16 protein-coding genes and 1 tRNA gene are annotated in these 23,605 nt (G+C 61.4%); 10 read left to right on the forward strand and 7 right to left on the reverse strand.

Translation table 11 applies throughout. The features are described from left to right. Positions 1–3 precede the first annotated feature (3 nt). Positions 4–2,298, reverse strand: coding sequence for an arginine/lysine/ornithine decarboxylase (locus tag ANTHELSMS3_RS04570; RefSeq protein WP_094033845.1), 2,295 nt, complete (start codon positions 2,296–2,298; stop codon positions 4–6). 299 nt (positions 2,299–2,597) lie between these two features. On the opposite strand from ANTHELSMS3_RS04570, the gene ANTHELSMS3_RS04575 reads away from it, so the two are divergent. Genes ANTHELSMS3_RS04575 through ANTHELSMS3_RS04585 form a run of 3 tightly spaced genes read left to right on the forward strand, consistent with a single transcriptional unit; the run spans position 2,598 to position 6,736 of the window. Further along, positions 2,598–3,296: a response regulator gene (locus ANTHELSMS3_RS04575; protein WP_254694845.1), complete on the forward strand. Its 699-nt coding sequence runs from the start codon at positions 2,598–2,600 to the stop codon at positions 3,294–3,296. A gap of 39 nt (positions 3,297–3,335) precedes the next feature. Continuing rightward, a complete protein-coding gene (locus ANTHELSMS3_RS04580; RefSeq protein ID WP_094033847.1) occupies positions 3,336–4,508 on the forward strand; it encodes an FIST N-terminal domain-containing protein in 1,173 nt (390 codons plus the stop codon). An 8-nt stretch (positions 4,509–4,516) separates the two neighbouring features. Next, complete coding sequence (locus ANTHELSMS3_RS04585; RefSeq protein ID WP_094033848.1) at positions 4,517–6,736, forward strand: hybrid sensor histidine kinase/response regulator; 2,220 nt, start codon at positions 4,517–4,519, stop codon at positions 6,734–6,736. 47 nt (positions 6,737–6,783) lie between these two features. Here ANTHELSMS3_RS04585 and ANTHELSMS3_RS04590 read toward each other — a convergent pair whose 3' ends face one another. The 5 genes from ANTHELSMS3_RS04590 to dctP all read right to left on the reverse strand — a co-directional run bounded on the left by ANTHELSMS3_RS04590 (position 6,784) and on the right by dctP (position 13,726). After that, positions 6,784–7,986 (reverse strand): efflux RND transporter periplasmic adaptor subunit, encoded by a 1,203-nt coding sequence (locus ANTHELSMS3_RS04590; RefSeq protein WP_094033849.1) that lies wholly within the window; start codon positions 7,984–7,986, stop codon positions 6,784–6,786. Positions 7,987–8,124: 138 nt separating this feature from the next. Beyond that, positions 8,125–9,615, reverse strand: a complete 1,491-nt coding sequence (locus ANTHELSMS3_RS04595) for a citrate lyase subunit alpha (RefSeq protein ID WP_094033850.1) — start codon at positions 9,613–9,615, stop codon at positions 8,125–8,127. 255 nt (positions 9,616–9,870) lie between these two features. After that, positions 9,871–11,226: a TRAP transporter large permease gene (locus tag ANTHELSMS3_RS04600; protein ID WP_094033851.1), complete on the reverse strand. Its 1,356-nt coding sequence runs from the start codon at positions 11,224–11,226 to the stop codon at positions 9,871–9,873. Positions 11,227–11,229: 3 nt separating this feature from the next. Next, entirely contained in the window at positions 11,230–12,543 is a 1,314-nt protein-coding gene (locus ANTHELSMS3_RS04605; protein ID WP_094033852.1) for a TRAP transporter small permease subunit, read from the reverse strand. Between the two features lie 82 nt (positions 12,544–12,625). Beyond that, entirely contained in the window at positions 12,626–13,726 is a 1,101-nt protein-coding gene (dctP, locus tag ANTHELSMS3_RS04610; protein WP_094033853.1) for a TRAP transporter substrate-binding protein DctP, read from the reverse strand. Positions 13,727–14,215: 489 nt separating this feature from the next. Between dctP and ANTHELSMS3_RS04615 the strand changes: the two genes are divergently transcribed. From ANTHELSMS3_RS04615 to ANTHELSMS3_RS04645, 7 genes are all read left to right on the forward strand, one after another. Beyond that, positions 14,216–14,291 (forward strand) — tRNA-Thr (locus ANTHELSMS3_RS04615). 258 nt (positions 14,292–14,549) lie between these two features. Next, on the forward strand, positions 14,550–15,437 hold the full coding sequence (locus tag ANTHELSMS3_RS04620) for an NAD(P)-dependent oxidoreductase (protein WP_094033854.1): 888 nt from the start codon (positions 14,550–14,552) through the stop codon (positions 15,435–15,437). Between the two features lie 250 nt (positions 15,438–15,687). Then, positions 15,688–16,770 (forward strand): tricarboxylate transporter, encoded by a 1,083-nt coding sequence (locus tag ANTHELSMS3_RS04625; protein ID WP_094033855.1) that lies wholly within the window; start codon positions 15,688–15,690, stop codon positions 16,768–16,770. An 80-nt stretch (positions 16,771–16,850) separates the two neighbouring features. Further along, a complete protein-coding gene (locus tag ANTHELSMS3_RS04630; protein WP_094033856.1) occupies positions 16,851–18,863 on the forward strand; it encodes a tripartite tricarboxylate transporter permease in 2,013 nt (670 codons plus the stop codon). Between the two features lie 10 nt (positions 18,864–18,873). Further along, positions 18,874–19,968 (forward strand): 4-oxalomesaconate tautomerase, encoded by a 1,095-nt coding sequence (locus ANTHELSMS3_RS04635; RefSeq protein ID WP_094033857.1) that lies wholly within the window; start codon positions 18,874–18,876, stop codon positions 19,966–19,968. A 12-nt stretch (positions 19,969–19,980) separates the two neighbouring features. After that, the gene (locus ANTHELSMS3_RS04640) at positions 19,981–21,663 is read left to right on the forward strand and encodes a thiamine pyrophosphate-binding protein (protein ID WP_094033858.1); all 1,683 of its coding nucleotides are present in this window, start codon (positions 19,981–19,983) and stop codon (positions 21,661–21,663) included. Further along, entirely contained in the window at positions 21,660–22,649 is a 990-nt protein-coding gene (locus ANTHELSMS3_RS04645; RefSeq protein ID WP_094033859.1) for an NAD(P)-dependent oxidoreductase, read from the forward strand. Before ANTHELSMS3_RS04640 ends, ANTHELSMS3_RS04645 begins: the two co-directional genes overlap by 4 nt. On the opposite strand, the gene ANTHELSMS3_RS04650 is transcribed toward ANTHELSMS3_RS04645, so the two are convergent. After that, positions 22,615–23,556 carry a LysR family transcriptional regulator gene (locus ANTHELSMS3_RS04650; RefSeq protein WP_198319879.1) on the reverse strand — a complete coding sequence of 314 codons (942 nt, stop codon included), beginning with the start codon at positions 23,554–23,556 and terminating at the stop codon, positions 22,615–22,617. The two genes, ANTHELSMS3_RS04645 and ANTHELSMS3_RS04650, sit on opposite strands and share 35 nt — an antisense overlap. Positions 23,557–23,605 lie beyond the last annotated feature (49 nt).

The following is a 23,605-nucleotide window of genomic DNA, read 5'->3' on the forward strand; positions in this document are numbered from 1 at the left end:
CCCCTACCCCTCTGCCACGCAGTCGGCGAAGTATTGCAGGCGTCCGTTTTCGTCCTTTTCCTGCACAAGGCCGTGAATATCCGTCTCAAACCCCGGACATTCCTGCGCAAAGGTCCGGTTGAACTTAAGGTATTCGACGATCTTCCTGTTGAACACTTCACCCGGGATCAGCAACGGGATGCCCGGCGGATAGGGGGTTACAAGGCTGGTTGTGATGCGGCCCTCGAGCTCATCAATCGGAACCCGCTGGGTCGACCGCGCGGCGATATGTGAAAACGCATCTGTGGGCTTCATCGCCGGGGTCAGGTCGCTGAGATACATCTCTGTCGACAGGATCGCGACGCCGTATTTCGCATAGAGCGAATGCACATGCTGACACAGATCGCGCAGGCCCATGCCCTCATAGTTCGGGTGTTTGGCGCAGAATTCGGGCATGCAGCGCCACATGTGCTGGTTCTTGTCGTAGTCGTCCTTGAACTGCTGCAATTCGGTCAACAGCGAGTTCCAGCGTCCTTTGGTGATCCCGATCGTGAACATGATGAAAAAGCTGTAGAGGCCGGTTTTTTCCACCACAACGCCATGTTCGGCCAGATATTTGGTAACGATGGACGCCGGAATGCCCGTTTCTTCAAACCGACCGTCAAGGTTCAGGCCGGGCGTGATAATGGTCGATTTGATCGGGTCCAGCATGTTGAACCCCGGCGCCATATCGCCAAACGCGTGCCAGGATTCCTCTCCGTCCGAGGCCTGAACCCCGTCCGCATCGGTTTTCTTGAGCACCCAGTTGCCGGGATCGTCAACGCCTTCGTCATCCAGCTTTTCCGGTCCCCAGACCTGAAACCACCAGTCGTCGGCACCGTATTCATTGTCGACCTTGCGCATGGCGCGGCGGAAATCGAGCGACTCGAGAATGCTTTCCTCAACCAGCGCACGGCCCCCCGGCGGTTCCATCATCGCCGCCGCCACATCGCAGCTGGCGATGATGCTGTACTGCGGGCTGGTGCTGGTGTGCATCAGGTACGCTTCATTGAAAAGGTGGCGGTCCAGTTTGGTGTCTTGACTGTCCTGCACCAGAACGTGGCTGGCCTGACTGATCCCTGCCAGCAATTTGTGAATGGATTGCGTGGCATAGGTCACGGAATGGCTGGGCCGCGTGCGTTTGCGGCCCATCGCGTGAAAGTTGCCGTAGAACGGGTGAAACGCTGCGTGCGGCAGCCATGCCTCATCGAAATGCAGGTTCTCGACGTAGCCGTCCAGCAGGTCCTTGATGGTTTCGGTGTTGTACAGAACGCCGTCATAGGTCGACTGCGTCAGGGTGATGATGCGCGGTTTGACGGTGTCCGCATCCACATGCGCCAGCAGCGGGTTGGCGCGAATCTTTTCCTTGATCGCCTCAATCTGGAACTCTGATTTCGGGATCGGGCCGATGATACCATAGTGGTTGCGCGTCGGTTTCATGAAGACGGGGATTGCCCCGGTCATGATGATGCTGTGCAGAATGGATTTGTGACAGTTGCGGTCCACCACCACCACATCGCCGGGCGCGACGGTGTGATGCCAGACCATCTTGTTCGAGGTGCTGGTACCGTTGGTCACAAAGAAACAATGGTCGGCGTTAAAGATCCGCGCCGCGTTGCGTTCCGAGGCACCTATGGCGCCGTTGTGGTCCAACAACTGGCCCAGTTCCTCGACCGAATTGCACACATCCGCGCGCAGCATGTTTTCGCCGTAGAACTGGTGATACATCTGGCCAATCGGGCTTTTCAGAAAGGCCACACCGCCGGAATGTCCCGGGCAATGCCACGAGTATGAGCCGTCTTCGGCGTAATCCAGCAGCGCCTTGAAGAATGGCGGCTGGATGCCTTCTAGATAGGCCTTGGCGTCGCGGATGATGTGGCGGGCAACAAACTCCGGCGTGTCCTCAAACATGTGGATAAAGCCGTGCAGCTCACGCAGGATGTCGTTGGGCAAATGGCGGCTGGTCTTGGTCTCGCCGTAGATATAGATCGGCACGTCTTCGTTCTTCCACCGCACTTCTTCGATGAAATCACGCAGCTTGACGACCGCCGGGTCCAGATCCGGACCCGGAGTGAACTCTTCATCATCGATGGACAGGACAAAGGCGCTGGCACGCGATTGCTGCTGGGCGAATTGCGACAGGTCGCCATAGCTGGTTGTACCCAGCACCTCAAAGCCTTCGGTCTCGATTGCCTGCGCGACCGCGCGGATACCCAGCCCGGAGGAGTTGTCTGAACGAAAGTCCTCATCGATGATGACGATCGGAAAACGAAATTTCATGGAACACTCCGAAAGGAAAACAGGGGCTGACCTCTTGCAGGCAGACGCTGCGCGCCGACTGTACACCGCTTTGGTGCCCGTGGCGCAGAACACACAGCCTGAACTGTTCTCAATTGATTTGAGCCCCGTCAAGGGTCGCTGGTTACAACGCGGACGGGTTTGCCCGCGTCACAGCGGTATTTGGCCGGGCATCTGCCGGGCTGAATGCTCTAAGACCTTAGGACAGGTTCGCGGTTTGTGGTGCTTTGCTAGGATCGAATGGTATACCAACAAAGGATGGGTTGATGAGGAGCACAGTGATGGCACAGATTGAGCCTCAGCGGCATTTCGCCTCTGCGCTGATCGTCGACGACCACCCGCTGTTTTGCGACGCGCTGGCAATGACGTTGAAGACCGTGGCCGGGATCGAAGACATTGAAACCGCCAGCTTGTTGTCGGACGCATTGGACGCGCTGGCCGAAGGCGCTGCACCGGATGTGATCGTGCTGGACCTGAACCTGCCCGATGTGAACGGGTTGGACGGGTTGATCCGTCTCAGGACTGCGGCCGGAACGACGCCGCTGGTGGTGGTGTCCTCCATGGCGGACAACCGCATGGTCAGCTCTGTCATGCGGGCCGGGGCCAACGGCTTTGTCCCCAAACACAGCCAGCGCGGCGTCTTTCGACAGGCCTTTGACGCGCTGGTGCGGGATGAGGTGTTCCTGCCAGAGGGATTTGTTGACGTGGCCGATGCCGGGCAGTCAGCGGACGCCGGAGAGGACGCGGTGGCGCGGCTGTCGACGCTGACCAACCAACAGGCGCGCATCCTGCAATTGATCTGCGAGGGCAAGCTGAACAAGCAGATCGCCTATGACCTGTCGATCGCCGAAACCACGGTCAAGGCGCATGTCACCGCCATCATGCGCAAGCTGGGGGTCCAGAGCCGCACTCAGGCGGTGCTGATCGCGGGCGAGGCCAGTTTTTCGAACCTCTTGCCAAGGGGCCCGGACACTCCGTAGTCTGTTCGAAAATCTACAGACCACATGGGAGGAGACCCGATGGACGGACCACCCTCTCCGTCCGCGGGAGGTGTCGACAGTGACGCCATTCTGCGGACTGCTTGCGTCGATTGCGATGCTCCGGACCTGATTGACCAGTTGGACAAGGGCCTTGGCACAGGGCCATTTTCGCTGGTGATGATCTTTTGCAGCCCGGCAGCGCCTTTTGAACGGCTGCTGGCCGAGGCACAGACCCGGTTCGGCGCGGCCCCGGTTATGGCCTGTACTACCGCAGGCGAAATCGCCATGGGTAGCGGCTATGCCGAGGATTCCGTGTTGGCCATCGCGCTGCCAGAGGATTTCTTTGAGGCCGAGGTGCTGCTGTTCGGCAATCTGGATGAACTGTCCGGCGATGACCTGACCCAGCAGACGATCCGCGCCCGGGCCGCCCTGTCCCAACGGGCGGCGGACATGGAGCACGAGTTCGCCTTTCTCATGGTCGACGGGCTGTCGATGCAAGAGGATCGGCTGGCCTCGTCGCTGGCCGCAGGGCTGGGCCCGACGCAATTGTTTGGCGGATCGGCGGGCGACGGTGTCCGGTTTGAACATACCTTTGTGGCGCTCGACGGGGTTTGCTACGAAAGGGCAGCGGTGATGGCCGTGGTGCGCAGCCGCTGCCGCCTGCGGGTGTTCAGCGTCAACCATTTCACACCGACCGATTTGCGCATGGTGGTGACACGGGCCGATCCGTCACGTCGGCTGGTCTATGAGATCAACGCAGAACCCGCCGCGCGGGAATTGGGCCGCTTGTTGGGCAAAGACACGCACCAGATCGACACCTTTACCTTTGCCGACAACCCGATGGTCGTGCGACTGGGCGGGAGCCACCACGTCCGCGCCATCAAGCGGGTGACAGACGATGGCGCGCTGGAATTCTTTTCCGCCATCGACGAGGGACTGGTGCTGACGTTGGCCGAGGCGGCGCATATTGTCGAGCACCTCGACCAACAGCTTGCCGCTCTGGCCAGTGATACCCCACCGGCGGCGATCCTTGCCTGTGACTGCATCCTGCGCCGCATCGAGGCAGAGAAAAGACAGCTCAAGCGCCCGCTGGACGAGGTGCTGGCGCGGCACAAGGTGACCGGGTTTTCAACCTACGGGGAACAGATCAACGGCATGCACGTCAACCAGACCATGACCGGTGTCGCCTTTTACGCACCCGAGGACCCGTGACAACAGAAATGACCCACTACCTGATCGACCCGAAAGACCCGGTCGAACGGCAAAACGAAAAGCTGCTGCGCATCAGTGAGGCGCTGATGCGTCGGGTTGAGCAGGACACCGACCAGACTGGCGCGGCCTACGCCCAGTTCGAGCGCGCCGCAATGCTGGAGGATCAGGTCCGTCAGCGCACCCGCGATCTGGAATACACTCTGGATCTGCTGAACCAGTCCAACGCCGCGCTGGCCCGCGCCAAACATGAGGCGGAACACGCGCGCAAGAACCTGGCCAATGCGATCGAAGCGGTTCAGGAAGGCTTTGGCCTGTTTGACAGCAACGACCGTCTGGTGATGTGGAACAGCCGGTTCACTCTGCCGTTGCACGATGTCCAGCCATGCCTGTCAGAGGGGTTGCCGTTCAACGACTATGTGACGGCGATCAGCGAAAGCCGGTTCCTGCAACTGCCCAATCTCGTGACGCCCGCGCAATGGGCCGAACAGCGGCTCAAGCGGCACAAGGATCTGCACGCCATTTTCAACGTCAGCCTGATCTGGGACCGCTGGTTGCAGGTCAGCGAACATCGCACGCCCGATGGCGGCACTGTGGTCTTGCAGACCGACGTGACCGACATCATGCGACTGGAACGGCAAGAGCGCGGAAAACTGCTGGACAGTCAGGCACGCATGCTGCGGGCGACACTGGATCACCTCAATCAGGGGGTGTGCATCTTTGATGCAAACGCGCGGCTGGTGGGATGGAACGACCGCATCGGAGAGATGCTGACAGTACCAGTCGTATCGCTGCGGTTGGGGGTCGATTTTGACCGACTTGTGGATCTTCTGGAGCCGCGATTTGTTTCTGATGTGGTAAGCTCTCGAGGTCTGCGCGACTGGGCACATCAGGACCGGGACCGCCGTCCACTGCGGTTTGAGATCCGCGCAGAGCCAGACACCACGCTGGACGTCTTTGCCCAGGAAATGCCCGACCGGGGCTTTGTGATTTCCTTTACCGACGTGTCGGTGGAACGGCAGGCCACGCGGGCGCTGGCCGAAGCAAACGAACTGCTGGAACGGCGGGTGATGGAGCGCACGCTGGAACTGGAAGATGCGCTTGTCACAGCAGAACGGGCAAATTCGTCAAAGTCGCGGTTTGTGGCCGCCGCCAGCCATGACCTCTTGCAGCCGCTGTCGGCCGCCAAGCTGTATGTCGCAGCCGTTTCTGAAAGCGGCGAGAGTGGCGAGACGGTACAGGCCGCCGAAAAGGCGCTGAGCGCGTTGGGCAGCGTCGAAAACATCATCGACGCGTTGCTGGATATCTCAAAGCTGGATTCAGGCGCGGCAAGCCTGGACATCACGGCGGTATCCGTGCGGCAATTGCTGACCGCCCTGCGCGATGAATTTGCACCGATGGCCGCGCTCAAGGGGTTGGATCTGCGGGTTGTTCCGACCACCGGCAGCGTGGCCAGCGACCCCGGTTTCCTGCGTCGCATCCTGCAAAACCTGATCGCCAACGCCATCCGGTACACCACGACGGGCCGCGTTCTGGTGGGCACACGGCGACAGGGCAGCTCTTTGCGGTTTGAGGTCTGGGACACCGGGCCCGGCATTGCTGAGGCCGATCAGGAACGGATCTTTCGCGAGTTTGAGCGGCTGGATCGCAACAGCAGTGTGAACGAGGGGCTGGGGTTGGGCCTTGCCATCGTGGAACGCGCCTGTGACCAGTTGCGGCACCCCTTGGGGGTGCAGTCTACTGTCGGGCAGGGCACCCGGTTCTTTTTCAGCGCACAGCGGGTGAACGGCCCTGAAGAGGTGCCCATCCTCAAGAGAAGCCCCGCCGCCCGCCAGCGGCTGCGCGACAGCGGATTGATAGTCCTGCTGGTCGAAAACGACAATGAATTGCGCCGCGCGCTGAGCCTGTTGATCGAACGCTGGGGCGGCAGCGTTCTGGACGCCTCTAACGCCGAAGAGGCGGATGCGTTGCTGAACGATCTTGGCATCCTGCCCGACGCGCTGCTGGTCGATTATAATCTTGGCGACGGCAAACAGGACGGACTGTCGTTGGTGCGCCAGTTGCGCGCGCGCGATGCCCGTCTTCCGGCGCGACTCATGTCGGCGAACCGGTCAAACGAACTGCACCTGTTGTGTGATGCGGCTCAGGTTGGCCTGATGACCAAACCGATCAACACAGAGGATCTGGAGTCCTTTCTGTTCGCCGCCACACGCGGCGTTGACCTGACCTGACAGGTTTGGCGCGGGCGGCGTGATCGATTGACCGCCCGCGCGCAAGATTACTCCAGCGAAACGGTCTGGCCCGGCGCCAGCCCGGTCCGGGCATCGCTGACCAACAGCCGCCCGGAGGCCGCGGGAATGCGCGCGATGGTCTGGCTCAGTCCGGGTTGCAGGATCTCGGCGGCCACCTCTTCCAGCACCAGACCGTCCTCATTCACCAGATAGACAGTGTCGCCGCCGGTCAGAGCAGAGGTGGGAATCTCAAAGGTGTCTTCGCCCGCACCGATCATCGCCTCCACCTCAACCGCCTCGTTCAGGAACAGGCCTGGCGCGCAGGTTTCGTCGACCTCAATCGTTGCCTTGACGAACTGGTTTTCCAGATCGGCCTCAGTGTCGAAACGGGTGATCGTGCCGCCGCAGGTCTGGTCGTTGACGCGGGTGATGCGCACTTCGGACCCTTCGGCGATGCCGTTCGGACCGCTGGCGGACAGGCGGCGGATCAGGATGAAGACATCGACCGATTTCTGGCTGGGCGCATAGATCTGGGCGGCGCGCTCTCCCTCTTGCACACAATCGCCGACATTGGTCTCAAACCCCACCAGAACACCGTCGATCGGCGCGGTCAGCACCAACATGTCATGGCTCAACTGCGCAGTTTGCAGCTCCAGTTCGCCAATTTCCAGCGCGATCTGGGCGCGGCGCTTGGCGGCCCGGGCGGTGGCGATGGCCTCTTGCGCGCGGTCGGCGGCAAAACGCGCCTCCATGAAGCGGCGCTCGACGCCTTCCATTGTGGTCTCATTGATCAGACCGCGCCCCAGCATGGTGCTGTTGCGTTCGTATTCGGCGGTGGTCAGGTCCAGTTCCTGCTGCCGGCGCTTGTCGTCGGCAGCGGCAGAGACGATGTCCAGTTCGCGCTCTTCGATCTGGGCCCCCAACTCTGCCAATCGCGATTCGGCGGTGCGCAGCGCCAGCAGGGACCGCTTGCCATCCAGCCGCACCAACACCTGTCCGGCTGTGGCGACGCGGTCACGCTTGGCCTGTTCGGACACTTCGACAACACAGCCGCGCGCCTCGTAGGACAGGCCGACCATGGCGGTCGCCTGAACTGTGCCAAAGAAGGTATCGGTGGTCACCATCCTTTGCGCCTGCAATCGCATCGTGTCGACCGCTAGAGGAGTCTCCTGCGCCATGCCTGTCATCGGCACCATCAGTGACAAGGCCATAAAACCACCCAGCCAGCCGCGTTGGATGTAATTGGTCATCCTGAATCCTTTTTCCCTGTTGCACGCCGCGCCTTGGCCCGGTCCAAGTCCGGCCTGTGCGGGGGTCTGTAATTGATCCGTCCCAATTGATTGTCGCGAATTTAACGCCGAGTTCCAGTGCCGAGTGACCCGCAGCGGTCACGTTTCAGAGGGGGCGACGCGGACAACGTCGGTCACGTTGCCATCCCGGTATTCGCAAACGGCCACGATGCGCCCCAGTGCGCGCGGCGGCGTGGGGCGGGTCCCGGCAAGGGCCGCCTCAGCCACAAGATCCGCCATGTCCCGAACGCGCAGACCCGCGCTGATCAGGCGCTCGGCCAGATCCGGGCGCGCCGGGTTCACGGCCAGCCCGGCCTCTGTCACCACCACGTCGATGGTCGCGCCCGGCGTGGTCAGTGTGCCGACCTGCGGCACCAACTTGGCAAACCCGGCGGCGGTCAGGCGGGTGGTGACAACGGCCAGTCTGGACCCGGCGGCGGTATCCGCATGGCCGCCCGACCCGCCGATGATGATGCCCCCCGCCCGCGTGGTCACGTTGACGTTGAAATTCAGGTCCACCTCAGCCGCGCCCAGCACCACAGCATCCACGCGGTCCACCACCGCGCCCCCCACATGTGGACCGGCATAGGTAGCGGCGGACATGCTCTGATGCCGGGGGTCGTCCCGGTAGGATCGCACTGCCTCCAGATCGAAGCACTGCACATCTAGTAGCCCACGAAACAGCCCGTCGTTCAGCATCTGGACGTGAAAGCCGGTGATGCCGCCGGAACAGAAACTGCCCGTCACTCCGCGCGCCGCCATTTCCCGGCCCACCGCCGCCGCCGTGGCCAAAGACGCCCCACCGGCCCCGGTCTGAAAGGAAATCCCCTCTTGCAGCAGCCCGCTGGCGGCGATGACTTGCGCGGCGGTGTCGGCGATGGACAGGCTAAGCGGATCGTTGGCGGGCCGGGTGGTACCAGAGGCGATCCCGGCAGCGTCACCGATATGCGCCACCTGCACAACATGGGTCACGCAGGTCTGCGGGATGTCGATGGCGGGCACCGGGTAGGGCATCAGGGTATCTGTCACGGCAACGGTGTGACGCGCGACACCGACATCGACCATTGGATAGCCCAGAGTTCCGCAGGCTGTTGGCCCAGTGCTGCCGGACAGATTGCCCATGTCATCCGCCGCCGGGGCCGCGACAAATGCCACGTCGACGGGCAGTTCGCGCAGGTCCAACGCCCGCGCCCGGCCTCCGTGCGTCTGCAGAGTGACCGGCGTGGGTAAAACCCCGCGTGAGATCGCCTCCCCCACCGGGCCGGACATGAAAGCAGTGGAAATTCGGCTGACGGTGCCATTGCGGATGTGGTCGATCAGCGGCGCATGGACGGGAAAGATTGAACTGGCCGCAATGTGCAGATCGCGCAGGCCGCGCCGCGCCAAGGCCTCCATCACCATGTTCAGCACGCCGTCGCCGTTGCGCAGGTGATGGTGAAAGGAAACGGTTGCGCCGTCGCGCAAGTCACAGGCTGCGATTGCCGCGTCAAAATCGGGCAACAGCTTGGACCGACGTGCGCCGCCTTTGCGGGTGGCTCGATGCGGAAGCAGAGGGCCATAACCCGGGATGTCTGTTGGCAGTTCGGGCATCGGGGTCTTTCGTCGCCGCAGTGCCATGCGGGGCGCGGCTGATGGGTGGGTGGTCGAACGGTCTGGTCAGGGGCGGGGCATTTGTGATCGCGCCCTGCCGCAGGGATAAGGCACATGGAACGGCTGGAAAAGCGCCCGTTTCAGTTGGACCTCGTCAACGCATTGCCTTTGCGCCTTGTCCGCCATTTTCAATAGGCCAGCACAGCCGGAAAATCGGAAAGGGCCCCGCATTGTCGGGACCCTTTCTGTTGCACGTCAGCCATAAACCAGATTCGGCAACCATGTGATGATCTCAGGAAAGACCATACACAGAACCAACCCCACTATCTGCAACGCCAGAAACGGCAGCGCCGATTTGAAGATATCGGTCATCGGGATGTGATCCGGCGCGACACCCCGCAGATAGAACAGAGCATAACCAAAGGGCGGCGACAGGAACGACATCTGCATGTTCACAAGGTAGAGAACACCAAACCACAGCACCAGATCCTCGGGGTTGTTCAGTCCAAAGGCCGCCGCGCCCAACGCCTTGATGATCGGGACAAAGATCGGCACGCAGAGCAGCAGGATGCCGACCCAGTCCAGGAACATTCCCAAGACCACCAGCAGGATCTGCATCAGGATCAGGACACCCCATGGACCCAGCCCCGTGGCCGCCAGCGCGTCCTGAACAAACTGCTGACCACCCTCCAGCACATAAAGCCCGACAAAGATCGTGGCGCCGAACATGATCCAGATGACCATTGCGCTGGCCTTTAGCGTGGTGGTGCAGGCCTCACGCACCGTGGGCCAGTCCAGCTTGCGGTGGATGGCGGCAACGATGAAGGCACCAAAGGTGCCGATGCCCGCTGCCTCTACCGGGGTGGCGACGCCGGAAAAGATGATACCCAACACGACGACAACCAGCGTGATCGGCGCGGCCATCTTGCCGACAAGTTTCAGCTTTTCGGGGTTTGAGATACGCTCTTCAACCGGGATGGCAGGGCCAAGGCTGGGATTGATGTAGCAACGCAACGTGACATAGGCGATGTACATGCCCGACAGCATCAGGCCGGGGATCACAGCACCGATGAACAGCTCGCCCACCGATTGTTCGGCCACAACGGCGTAGATGATCGCCAAGATCGACGGCGGGATCAGGATACCCAAAGTGCCGCCCGCCATGATCGACCCCATCGCAATTTTAGGATCGTAGTGGCGTTTCAGCATGGCCGGCAGGGCGATGATGCCCATGGTCACAACCGCAGCACCGATTACGCCCACCATGGCCGCAAGGATCGTCGAGGCGATGATCGTGGCCGAGGCCAGACCACCCTTCACCCCGCCAAGCACCTTGTAGATCACATCGAACATGTCGTTGATGATCCCCGCCCTTTCGAGCATCGCCGCCATAAAGATGAACAGCGGGATCGCCGAAAGCTGATAGTTTGTCATCAGCGGGAAGATGCGGCTGGGCACGATATTCAGCGCCCGCGCATCGCCCAGCACAAACAGGAACACACAGGCCAGACCCCCGGTGACAAAGGCCAGTGGCAGACCCGCCATGAGCAGCGCCAAAAGGCTGCCGAACATGATGAGCGTCAGCCACTCAATTCCGATTTCAATACCCATGCCTCAGTTCCCCCGCGCGATTTCACGGATGTCTTTTGAGACCTTCGAGACGCCTTGCAGCACCAGCAAAAGCCCACCAATCACCATGACCCATTTCATCGGCCATAGCGGCACCTCCCATTCGTTAAAGCTTATCTCGCCCCAGCGAATATTCGGGTCGGTCCACTGGCTGGTGCCGAAACCTGCAAACATCTCACCCAGACTGATTTCCCCGCGCGCCCAGTCGGACACGATGGAATTGCCTGACGGCACAGCAACGGCGTCCATGGCAAAGATCCATGAGGTGACCAGCAGCGTACCGGCAAAGATGAAGAAAAAGACCGAGGTCAACAGATCGACCCATGCCTTTTTCGGCCTGCTCAGCGGGGCATAAAAGATGTCGACGCGCACATGGCTTTCGGTCAGCATCGCGTAGGCCCCGGCGATCAGGTATTGCATACCGAACATCAGGTACATCGCCTCATGCGCCCAGTTGGTCGGCGAGCCGAAGACGTATCGCGCGATAACCTCATAGTAGTAGACAAAGACCGCGATCACCGCCCAGTAGGCGACGAATTCACCGCAGAACAGCGACAGCCGGTCGATCCAGTTTTCCGCATAGTCGCGGTCATGTTTTGGCCCCTCTTCGGCCTCGGCGGCGCGCAGGGCCTTTTCGGCCTCTGTCAGTTCCTCATGCGCGGGCAGGTTGTCATTCGCCCGGCGCACCATGCCGGGCAGCAGGACAAAATCGATCAACAAGAGCGCGATGATGGCATACAGGGCATAGCCCGCCGCGTTGTCCCAATTGGCACGGGTGGCGGCGGCCTGATCACGCAGCGGCTGCGCCTCTATCAAGGTGGCGCGCGCCTCTGTCAGGCGCACCTCGCCCTTGGAAACGGTGTCCTGCGCGCGTTGCAGCCGTTTTTCTGCGCTGCGTCTGGCGAAACTGCCCTCTTCGGCGGCGTCGATGGCGGCCTGCATGTCGGCCAATCCGGCGCGGGCGTCTGTGACTCGGCCCTCTTCACGGTCGATTACCCGCTGCGCCACGCGCAACTGGTTTTCATGGTTCGACAGAATGGTGCGCGCGTCCTGTGTCTGTCCGTTGGCGTACAGGATGAACAGAAAGATCGGGATATAGACCAGCCCCAGCATGTTCTTGAGGTATAAGCGGTGTAGCCCGATGATGCCGCCGGTGACGGCGATCATATAGGCCAGCGGCAGCGTGTAACGTTTTTCGGCCCTCTGGGGTCGGCGCGACAGGATCATCGCGACGATAGGAAAGACGATCAGTCCCACCCAGTAGAGCCAATGCGGCAGCGTGAAGCTGAGGCTAGGCATTTGCGGTCCTTGCAGTTTGAAGGCGAGTGAAAGCGCCCGGTGCCAGTGGCACCGGGCGGTCAATCCGGTTCTGAGCGACCGCTTAGAGTTTAAGTTCCAGACCCTGAGTCAGAGCAGGATCAACATAGCCCAAAGAGCCGGACATCATGTAATCCAGCTGGATCTTGAACACGCGCGCGGCCTGCGGGTCGCGGTTGGCGTAGTCGTACCAGATTGGCACCGCGACCTCAGTCATCAGTTCCACGTCGTCCTGTGTCAGGCGCGTGACCTCGGTGCCGTCGGCCTCGAACTTGCCCCAAGCCTCTTGGTCGGCCTTCTGGATCGCGGCGTGGTGCATGTCGGAATAGACGTGGGTTTCCATCTCGACGAACTGCTGCATCTGCGGTGACAGCGCGTCCCACGCGGCCTTGCCCACGGTGATGTCCATGATGTCGACGGGCTGGTACAGCGACATGAAACCCGGAGGGCCCATGACGATGTAGTCGGTGACCTGGCTAAAGCCGAGCGCGTAGTTCACCGCCGGACCGACATAGTCGGCCACGTCGATGGTGCCTTTTTCCAGCGCCGGGAAAATCTCGGATCCCGGCAAAACGGTGGTTTCCGCACCGATCTGGGTAAAGATCTCTGCAACCATGCCACCGGGCAGGCGCATCTTGCGGCCCGCGAAGTCGTCGATCGACCGGATCGGAACCTTGGAGTGGATGATGTTCGGGCCGTGGTGAACTGGACCGACGAAATGCATGCCTTGGGCTGCGTACAGTTCGCGCGCGATGTCGATACCGCCGAGGCCATAGTAAAAGACGTCGAACTCATGCGGGTTCCGCAGACCCAGCGGGATCGAAGTCAGGAATGTGGCCGCAGGAATGATGCCCTGCGCATAAATGGTAAACGGGTTCACAGCGTCCAGAACGCCGTTCTTGACCGCGTCGAACAACTGAAAGTCACCTACAACGTCATTGGCGCCAAAGGGTTGAAACGCCAGTTCTCCGCCAGTCTTTTCCTCGATCGATCCGCACCAGTCCTTGAAAATCTGCAAACCGGCGCCGCCGGGCCAGCTTGTCTGGATCTTCCAGGTCTTGGTGTGGCTGGCTGCGCCCGCGATATGCGGAGCGGCCAGTGTGGCCGCACCAGCACCCGCCAGAGTGCGCAGCGCCGCGCGGCGCGTCGTGATCTTGTTGGTCATGTCAGTCCTCCCGTGACTTCACGGACTCCCGAGGTTCGTGCCTCGGGTAGTCCTGCGTCTAGTTTAGGGGCTGCGCTCAAAATTGGTAATATTTTCTTTCCGTTATCGCTAACGTCCTGTGTGCTTGAGGCCGACACCGCGCAGAGGGCTTTCCGAAAGTTCTGATGAGCCGGGTGAATTTGGCTGCAAAAAAGAGGCTGTTAGCCCTTGGAACAAGCCGTTTTCTTCGCAGCTCAAGCGATATCACCCATGCTCCCCACACAGAAGTTGAGGCATCCGCACCTTCGCGCAAGCCCCTTGATTTGGTTTGGAAATTGACCCGCCGCCGGTTGGCGTGACGATTTCGAGTCGCGTTTGCGGACGTTTGCATCCGATCCGGGGTCCAAACCCAACGCCCTCCCGCTTTCCAACGACGGATGCGGCTGACGGCATACTGCTCTGATTCCATCTTGATCAGGGCGAGGGTTGAGTCTAAACGACCCGCGCATTGCCTCAATAGCTCAGCTGGTAGAGCAGGTCCTTCGTAAGGACAAGGTCGGGGGTTCGAGTCCCTCTTGAGGCACCATTCCTTCAAGCACCTCTTGAATCGGTACACTGCTGCCCCGCTCACGTCTCGCTTCTGACGCCAAACCGGGCGGACCGGCAACCATCCATGCAGCCAGCCAGTTCGCGCGAACACATAATAGCAGCGCCGATCCGGTCCGAAGTATCAAACCCCTTAAAGTCGCAGCACCCCTTGCGGGCGTCACCCCCGCAAAAACCATGTCCACTCTTGTGATGCCGGGAGATATGACAGTGTGAGATAATTCTCAGGGAGGACACAATGACATCGCCAACCAATCGCCCGGACCGGGTCGCCTTTGTCGGCTTTGGCGAGGCGGGAACAGCCTTCGCGTCGGGCTGGGACACAGACAGACCCGCCGATCTGCGCGCCTATGACATCAAGACCGATTCTCCCGAAACGCGGGCCACATTGGTTGATCGCTACGCCGCCGAAGGCGTCGATGGGCGCGACACGCTTACCGCGACCCTTGAAGGTGTCGAGGCGGTGTTTTGCGTCGTGACCGCCGATCAGGCCCATGCCGCAACCAAAGCCGCTGCGCCGCATCTGGCGGCCGGTACACTCTGGTTCGATTGCAACTCTTGCTCACCCGGCACCAAACGCCGGTCGGCAGAAGTGATTGAGGCAGCAGGCGGGCGCTATGTGGATGTCGCCGTCATGGCGCCGGTTTATCCCAAACGCCACCAAGTGCCTCTCTTGATTTCCGGTCCCCACAGCGACGTAGCCGAAGCCGTTCTGAAGGCGTTCGACATGCGTCCACGCCAGATGGGCGCGGACGTGGGCCGCGCCTCGACGATCAAAATGCTGCGGTCGGTCATGATCAAGGGAATGGAGGCGCTGACAGCCGAGTGTTTCCTGTCCGCACGCCGCGCAGGGGTCGAAGAGGAAGTGATCGGCTCACTCGAGGCGTCGGACCCCGATATCAACTGGCGTGAGCGCGGGGCCTATAATCTTGAAAGGATGATGGTGCACGGCGCGCGGCGGTCTGCCGAAATGGTCGAGGTGGCTGTCACGGTAGATGAACTGGGGCTGGGTGGCGGCATGGCCTCTGCGGCCGCAGAATGGCAGGGGCGTATAGCGGCGCTGGGCGAAGAACCGGGTGCGGACGATCTGTATGGCCGCGCGGACACGATCCTCAAACGCCTCTAGGCGCAGAACGGCACAGGACGTCTCAGGACTCCCTCTAGGTGCCGCCGGAACCCAGGTCTCGGCGACACTTTCCGAAGGCTTGTCGTCCACCGCCAAGCAACTCCAACCATTAGTTTTCTGCATCCAAGCTTTCCTAATATAGAATTGCTTTATGATGGGGCCGCTGGCATCGTTATCAGGCCGGCCAAACACTGCGCTGGCCAAAATTCCGCGCTCATAAACGCGCAGAGATACCATTCGGGAGGATTACATGAAACGAACATCGTTCGGCGCAACCGTCGCCGCGGCCATTGTGGCCATTGCCGCTCAGGGTGCCTTGGCCGCTGACTTTTCTGGCAAGACCATTGAATACACGATCCCTTTTTCTGAGTCTGGCGGGTCGGCGAAATGGGCCAACTTCTTTGCCCCGCTGCTCTCAGATGCTCTGCCCGGCAATCCGACCGTGGTGGTCCGCTACCGCCCCGGCGCCGGGTCCACCGAAGGCGCGAACTGGTTTCAGGGCCAGCAGGACGAAGGCGATGGCCTGACCATCTTCGGTGATTCCGGATCGACCAAATTCCCGTATCTGCTGGGCGATCCCCGCGTGCGCTATGAATATCAGGACTGGCAGCCCGTCCTTGCCTCCGCGACCGGCGGTGTGGTTTATCTGCCGCCCGATCTCGCCGAAAAATTCGACGGCGACATGGATGACCTGGGCGACGAAGTGTATCTTTACGGCAGCCAGGGTGCCACTACGCTTGATCTTGTTCCGCTGCTCGCGTTCCGGATGCTGGGCCTTGATGTCGATCCTGTCTTTGGCGTCGAAGGCCGCGGTGACGGTCGCCTGATGTTCGAACGTGGCGAAGCCAATATCGACTATCAAACCTCGTCTGCCTATCTCGCCAATGTACAGCCCTTGGTGGACGACGGCCTCGCTGTGCCGATCTTCAGCTGGGGTGCGCTAGACGATGCCGGCAATATCGTGCGCGACCCGACCTTCCCCGACATGCCGTCGTTCAAGGAAGTCTGCGAGGCAACCGCAGCATGTGAAACCGAGGGCGTCGCATGGGACGCGATCAAAGCATTCATCATTGCCGGTTTCGCCAACCAAAAGACCATCTTCCTGCCGTCGTCGGCGTCGCAGGATGTCGTCGACACCTATACAGAGGCGCTGCGTTCGATCGTGACCGCAGAGGGGTTCATGGACACCGCAGCCGAGGTGTTGGGCGTCTACCCGCAGCTTGTGGCGGGCGGCGCCATCGAGGCCACCAATCAGGCCACGGCGATTTCGCCTGAGGCCAAGAAATATGTCCTCGACTGGCTCATGGAAGATTACGGCATCTCCATGAACTGATCCGTCCTGACGTGATCTGACCACCCGTCCGGGGACATCCTCGGGCGGGACCTTGTTCATTAAAGCCAGCGGAGCCCGCCGTGGAAATATTCCTGGAAGCGCTGCCATACATGGGTCAGGCATTTGCGCTGATCTTCCAACCTGAACAGCTGTTCTATCTTATGTGCGGCGTGTTGCTGGGCCTGTCTGTCGGTGTGCTGCCCGGTCTGGGCGGGATCGCGGGCCTCGCGCTGTTGTTGCCGTTCATGTACGGAATGGAGCCGGTTGCAGGCCTTGCGCTTATGATCGGTTTGATTGCCGTGATCCCGACCTCGGACACGTTTTCTTCTGTGTTGTTGGGCATTCCCGGATCATCCGCCAGTCAGGCCACGGTGCTTGATGGCTTTCCCTTGGCCAAAAAGGGCCACGCCGCGCGTGCGCTGTCGGCGGCCTTTACCTCGTCACTGTTCGGCGGTTTGTTCGGCGCGCTCATCTTGTCGTTCTTCATTCTCATAGCTCGCCCGCTGATCTTGGCCTTTGGCCTGCCCGAAATGCTGATGATCACGATCCTTGGCCTGTCAATGGTAGCGATTCTGGCTGGGCGTGTGCCTCTCAAAGGGGTCGTCGCGGCCGGCGCGGGTATCTTGTTCGGGACCATCGGCGCGGCCCCGGCCGGCGGCAGCCTGCGCCTGTCCACCTACGATCTGCCCTATCTCGTCGATGGTTTCCAGTTGGTGATTGTCGGCCTCGGTATCTACGCCGTGCCCGAAATCGTCTCGCTCCTTCGGCAAGACAAAGCCATCGCCGAGGGCGGTAAGCTGGGTGACGGCTGGGGTCAGGGCGTGCGCGACTGGTGGCAGAACAAGTGGCTGTCACTGCGTTGCGCGGTAATCGGGGTGCTGGTCGGCGTCATTCCGGGCCTTGGCGGATCGGTGGTCGATTGGTTGGCCTACGGCTCTGCCGTGCAGACGGCCAAGGACCGCAGTCAGTTCGGACAAGGCGACATCCGCGGCGTCATCGCTCCGGAAAGCTCAAACAACGCCAAGGAGGGCGGCGGCCTTGTTCCCACCCTGATCTTTGGCATTCCCGGATCTGGCTCGATGGCCATTTTCCTCGGGGGTCTGGCGCTGCTGAACATGACGCCGGGGCCGCAAATGGTGCGCAACAACCTCGACATCACCTATACGATCGTCTGGTCCTTGGCGCTTGCCAATGTGTTCGGCGCGGGTCTGTGCATCCTGCTGTCAAAATACATCGCCAAGATGACGACGATCCGGTTTACCGTCATCGCACCTTACCTGTTCATGATTATCGCCTTTGCCGCGTTCCAGTCTCGCCAATCGGCACTGGACCTTGCCGCGCTGGTGTTTATCGGAATCATCGGCATCATGCTGCGCCGGTTCGATTTTTCGCGGCCTGCATTCCTGATCGGTTTCGTGCTGTCAAACCAGACAGAGATCTTCGTCAACCAAGCCTATCAGATCGCCGCCGCGCGATTCCGCCGGTCGGCTGAATCGGGCTGGGATTACATCCTGTCGCCGATCACCATTGGGCTGTTGTTGTTGACCGTTGTGTCCGTCATCGTCGGGATCCGCGCATCCAAGAACATCCGCGAGAATATTGATGCGCCCACCGGAACCAAAGCCGCGCCTGCCATCTTCCTTGGACTGCTTGTGGCCTTTGCCGCGATTTCATCCCTTGATGCTTGGGGTGTCTCGCGGTTTCAGGACAAGATCTTTCCGCTGACCATCGGCATCGTGACGCTGATCGGCGGGGCGTTCCTGTTGCTGCGCATGTCCCGCGCCCCGGCCAGCGACGATGTCTTCATCGATCTTGAGCAAGGTGCCGAGGGCGAGGCCCCGCATGGCCTTTGGTCTACGCTTGCTTGGTTCATCGCGCTTGTGGTGATGACCTTTGCGGTGGGGCTGATCATCGCGCTCACGGTTTTCCTGATCGCGTTTTTCCGTGTCAGGGGCAGGTTTACCTGGCCCCGCACGCTGTTCGCGTCGGCGCTGGGTCTGGCCTTTATCTGCGGGCTGGCCTGGGCGCTTGGACGTGATCTGCCGCCGGGCTACCTGCAAACGCTTGCCGATCTCCCTTGGCCCCTGACGTAAGGCGCTGATCATGACGCAAACTGCGATACCCTACCATTTCCTGCGCGGCGGCACGTCGCGCGGGCCCTATTTCCGACGCGCCGACCTGCCCCGCGATGAGGCCACCCTGTCACAGGTTCTCATGGCGGTGTGTGGTGCGGGGCATCCGCTCAACATCGACGGGATCGGCGGCGGCAACGCAGTCACTACCAAGGTGGCCATGTTGTCGCCCTCTGCGCGGGATGATTGCGACATCGACTATTTCTTTGCGCAGGTCGCGGTGGAAAAACGCGAAGTTGATTACCGCCCGACGTGTGGCAACATCCTTGTCGGGGTCGGTCCCGCCGCTATCGAGATGGGACTGGTGCCCGCAAAGGATGGCGAAACAATCGTCAAGATCCACGCTGTCAACACCGGTGCCGTGGTCGAGGCGGTGATCCAGACTCCGGGCGGCAAGGTCACCTATGCGGGAGACTGTGAAATTGCGGGCGTATCGGGCACCGCTGCCCCGATCCGCCTTGGATTCATGGAAACTGTCGGGTCGATCACGGGCGCTTTATTGCCCACGGGAAACCTGCGCGACACAATCGATGGGATCGAAGTGACCTGCATGGACGTGGCCGTGCCAGTGATGCTTGCACGTGCGGAGGACTTTGGCCTGACGGGGTACGAAACCCAGACGGAACTCGATGAGAACCGCGCTTTTTTCGAGCGAATCGAAGCGATACGGTTAGAGGCGGGCAAGAGGATGGGGCTTGGCGATGTGTCAAAGTCCGTCACACCCAAAATCGCCCTACTGGCCAAACCGCGCTTTGGCGGGACAGTGACGGCACGCTATTTCATGCCTTGGACAGCGCATCCGTCGATGGCTGTCACCGGCGCGCAATGTATCGCCACTTGCGCAATCCTTCCGGGCACCGTCGCCGATGGCCTTGCTGAGGGGCTTGGCACGCTGCCATCGCCGGTCAACGTCGGGATCGAACATCCATCCGGCACATTCGAGGTAGTCGTGGACCACGAACCCGACGGCACTGGCATTGCGATCCGGTCGGCGGGTGTTGTGCGCACCGCACGACTACTGGCGCGGGGCGAGGTGCTTGTACCCGCCAGCGTCTGGACCCCCTGAACAGGACCACCCATGCCTAAACACGTCTTTGAAACGCTCGCCGATACCTTTGCAGCCGAAGGTGTCGATACCTGCTTTGCCCTGTTGGGCGATGCCAACATGCATTTCGCCACCGCATTGTCCGAACGTGGCACGCGGATGATCTATGTGCGCCACGAACACTGCGCTGTGGCGGCGGCAACGGCCTATGCGCGCAAATCCGCAACGGTGGGCGTGGCGACCGTGACCTGCGGGCCGGGACTGACGCAGGTTCTGACCGCCCTGCCCGCCGCCGTACGCGCAGGCCTGCCACTGGTGGTTTTTGCGGGCGAAGCGCCGCTTGGCGCGTCTTGGTACAACCAGCAGATTGATCAGGCCCCGTTCGTCACCGCCTGTGGCGCACGCTATCACCGCCTGCACCATGTCCCGCACATGGCCGAGGCGATCCGCAATGCCTTTGCCGAATCCAAACAGGATCGCGTCCCTGTAGTACTTGGCGTCCCCTTCGACCTTCAGGCCAAGATCGAGGCCGATGTGGCTGCGTTGCCCCCACCGTCGGCTGAGATCATACCGGCGTTGGCCCCGGCACCGCCCCATCCCGACGCCATTGCGGCGCTGTCCACCCGCGTGAACGCGGCCAGACGTGTTGTTGTGATGGCCGGACTGGGGGCTGTGGCCTCGGGCGCGGCAACGGCCTGTAGCGCATTGGCCGAGAAAACCGGCGCACTGCTGGCGACGACACTGCCTGCACGCGGGCTGTTCCATGGCGACCCGTTCCATGTTGGCATTGCGGGCGGGTTTTCGTCGACTCTGGGCCGCGCACTGTTCGCCGAGGCCGATCTGGTGATCGCCGTCGGGTGCCGCCTGACCCAGCACAATCTGGACAAGGGAAAGCTTTTTGCCGGAGCTGAGATCGTTCAGATCGACACCAATCCCCAGGCCCTGAGCCAAGGCAGGATCGCCGCCACGCACCACCTGCGCGGCGATGCACGCCTGAGTGTCGAGGCGCTGACAGCCGCGATTGAGCCTAAGCCGGGCTGGCGCAATGACCGTCTGGCCCGCGCCATCGCCGAGGCCCCATCGGACACCGCCACTTTTCCACCCGAACCGGACGTTTTTGACCCCCGCGATGTGGTGCGTGCGCTTGACCGCGCCTTGCCGCAGGACTGGCAGATGGTCAATTCATCTGGGCACTGTTCGTTCTTCTTTGCCCATATGGACCGCCCGTTCGAAACCTTCCTGACAATTCGAGAGTTCGGGGCCATTGGCAACGGCATCTCATATGCCATGGGCGTGGCCGCCGCGCGCCCCGGCGACACGGTGGTCATGTTTGACGGCGACGGCTCTTTGCTGATGCACATCCAGGAGCTTGAAACCATCCGCCGCCACGGGTTGAACATCGCGATTTGCGTGCTCAACGATGGCGCGTACGGGTCGGAAATCCACAAACTGCGCGACGATGGCCTGTCAGACGCGGGTGCAGTGTTCGGACGCACCCACCTTGCCGCCATTGCGCAGGGGTTCGGTATTGCTGGCAAGCGCGTCACGGATCTTGCCACTCTGCCCATGCTGGTTTCAGAGTTCGCCGAAACCGGGGGTGCGGTCGTGTGGGATTTCCATGTCTCTGATCGTGTCGCCTCACCCGTCATACGCCGCGCTCATCCTGGTGGCCATTGTGGCACTGATCACCCTGTTACTCTTGGGGACTTGTTATGAAAGTTCATATTCTCGACGACTGGTATGACAGCCTGCGCGCTCTGCCCTCGTTTCAGGCTCTCGACGGCCATGACGTCACCGTCTGGACAGACCGCGCGCCCGACAGCGCCACACTTGCCGCACGGTTCAAGGATGCCGAGGCGGTCGTGTTGTTTCGTGACCGCAGCGCCATCACACCCGACCTAGCCGCCGCTTTGAACGGTGTAAAACTGATCGCCATGCGCGGCCAGCATGCCCATGTCGATGTCCAGGCCCTGACCCGCGAGGGCATCCTGTTTTGTTCCAAGATGACCAAGGACGGACCATCGACCCCAACCGCCGAGCTGACCTTTGGTTTGATCATTGCCGCGCTGCGCTACCTGCCCGATCAGATCGCGTCGGCACGGGCAGGCGCGTGGCAAGGCGACGCGCCACTCGGGCGCAATGTGGCGGGCAAGACCCTTGGGCTTTATGGTTACGGCGGGATCGCACGGGTAGTGGCCGGGTTTGCACGCGCCTTTGGCATGCGGGTACAGCTCTGGGCCTCTGACGACAGCCGCGCCCGCGCCGCTGCGGACGGCGAAACCGTCCCGCCCAGCCGCGCCGAGTTTTTCGCCACCTCTGATGTCGTGTCTGTTCACAAGCGGCTGACATCCGACACCCGCAATGAGATCACCCGCGCCGACCTGATGACAATGATGCCGGGGTCAATCCTTGTGAACACATCGCGGGCCGGGCTGATCGAAGAGGGGGCCATTCTGGATGCGCTCAATTCCGGGCGGATTGGGCGGGCGGCACTGGACGTTTTCGCAGGTGAACCCATAAGCGATCCGGCGGACCCGCTGCTATCCCATCCGGGGGTCATCCCGACCCCGCATGTCGGATTCATCACGGAAGAGGAACTCGACAAGCAATTTGGTGACATCTACGCGCTGGTCAACGCCTTTGGCTCCGCAAACCCGGTGGACATGATCAATCCCGAGGTCTGGACGACCGGTCGGAACTAGCCGCGATATGGGTGCGAAACTTGTTCAGCATTTCGCGCTCGATCATTTCGAGAAGCGTGCTTGCGTTGTTGGACAGTGGAACGCTGCGCCGCGATACAATGCCCAGTGTCCGCTGCAACCGCACGCCCTGAAACGGGATCGCGACCAGCGTCATGGGCGCCATCGCAATGGCGCTTTCCGGCAGGATCGTCAGCGCCACGCCCGCGCGCACCAACCGCATCGCCAAGGTGGCATTTTGAACCTCGAACCGCCACTGGATGCGGTCGCGCATGTCACCAAACGCGGCATCAAGCAACTGACGGTTCTTGGACTGCGACCGGATGCGCGCCAGACTTACCCCTACAATATCCTCAAGCGTGACATGGTCCCGACCTGCCAGAACGTGCCCCTGCGGCACGAAGAGGTGGTAATCCTCTTCGACCAGTGGTCGCAAACGCAGGTCGGACAGTTCCGCCGACACGATGGTGACACCGAATTCCGCGGCTCCGCTGCGCACCGCGCCCGAAATGCGGTCCACCGGAATATCGAGCACTTCATAGGCGATGTCGGGTCGCTCGGCGCTCGCCCCGCCCAAAACCGACGGCAAAACAGCGTTTGCAATCGATGGCAGACACGCAAAGGCAAGCCTGCGTGCCTGCCGCTGGGCGCCTGCACGCACCGACTCGTAGGTGTCGTGCAACGCCTTCAGCAATGCGCGCGCCTCTGGCAACAATCCCTGCCCGGTATCGGTCAACGAAACCTCACGGCTCGATCGGATCAACAACGCAGAGCCGAGATCCTCTTCGATCTTGCGCAGCCGGTGCGACAGGGCCGCCTGGCTCAGGTTCAGCGCCTCGGCCGCCCGCTGGAAAGAACCATAGTCGGCAATCGCCACAAACGCCTCAAGCCCAAGATAGTCAACGCGCATGCGCATCCCTCCAACGCGGTTGCGCCAAGGCTACAGCCCACCCCGACAG

The sequence above is a fragment of the Antarctobacter heliothermus genome (genome assembly GCF_002237555.1).
GTDB lineage: Bacteria > Pseudomonadota > Alphaproteobacteria > Rhodobacterales > Rhodobacteraceae > Antarctobacter > Antarctobacter heliothermus_B.

Excerpts from the sequence above, each read along its gene's own strand:
- ANTHELSMS3_RS04620 (WP_094033854.1), top strand. The coding sequence starts at position 14,550 with ATGACATCGCCAACCAATCGCCCGGACCGGGTCGCCTTTGTCGGCTTT.
- ANTHELSMS3_RS04570 (WP_094033845.1), bottom strand. The coding sequence starts at position 2,298 with ATGAAATTTCGTTTTCCGATCGTCATCATCGATGAGGACTTTCGTTCA.
- dctP (WP_094033853.1), bottom strand. The coding sequence starts at position 13,726 with ATGACCAACAAGATCACGACGCGCCGCGCGGCGCTGCGCACTCTGGCG.
- ANTHELSMS3_RS04600 (WP_094033851.1), bottom strand. The coding sequence starts at position 11,226 with ATGGGTATTGAAATCGGAATTGAGTGGCTGACGCTCATCATGTTCGGC.
- ANTHELSMS3_RS04640 (WP_094033858.1), top strand. The coding sequence starts at position 19,981 with ATGCCTAAACACGTCTTTGAAACGCTCGCCGATACCTTTGCAGCCGAA.
- ANTHELSMS3_RS04580 (WP_094033847.1), top strand. The coding sequence starts at position 3,336 with ATGGACGGACCACCCTCTCCGTCCGCGGGAGGTGTCGACAGTGACGCC.
- ANTHELSMS3_RS04595 (WP_094033850.1), bottom strand. The coding sequence starts at position 9,615 with ATGCCCGAACTGCCAACAGACATCCCGGGTTATGGCCCTCTGCTTCCG.
- ANTHELSMS3_RS04605 (WP_094033852.1), bottom strand. The coding sequence starts at position 12,543 with ATGCCTAGCCTCAGCTTCACGCTGCCGCATTGGCTCTACTGGGTGGGA.
- ANTHELSMS3_RS04625 (WP_094033855.1), top strand. The coding sequence starts at position 15,688 with ATGAAACGAACATCGTTCGGCGCAACCGTCGCCGCGGCCATTGTGGCC.
- ANTHELSMS3_RS04645 (WP_094033859.1), top strand. The coding sequence starts at position 21,660 with ATGAAAGTTCATATTCTCGACGACTGGTATGACAGCCTGCGCGCTCTG.
- ANTHELSMS3_RS04575 (WP_254694845.1), top strand. The coding sequence starts at position 2,598 with ATGGCACAGATTGAGCCTCAGCGGCATTTCGCCTCTGCGCTGATCGTC.
- ANTHELSMS3_RS04585 (WP_094033848.1), top strand. The coding sequence starts at position 4,517 with ATGACCCACTACCTGATCGACCCGAAAGACCCGGTCGAACGGCAAAAC.
- ANTHELSMS3_RS04635 (WP_094033857.1), top strand. The coding sequence starts at position 18,874 with ATGACGCAAACTGCGATACCCTACCATTTCCTGCGCGGCGGCACGTCG.
- ANTHELSMS3_RS04650 (WP_198319879.1), bottom strand. The coding sequence starts at position 23,556 with ATGCGCGTTGACTATCTTGGGCTTGAGGCGTTTGTGGCGATTGCCGAC.
- ANTHELSMS3_RS04590 (WP_094033849.1), bottom strand. The coding sequence starts at position 7,986 with ATGACCAATTACATCCAACGCGGCTGGCTGGGTGGTTTTATGGCCTTG.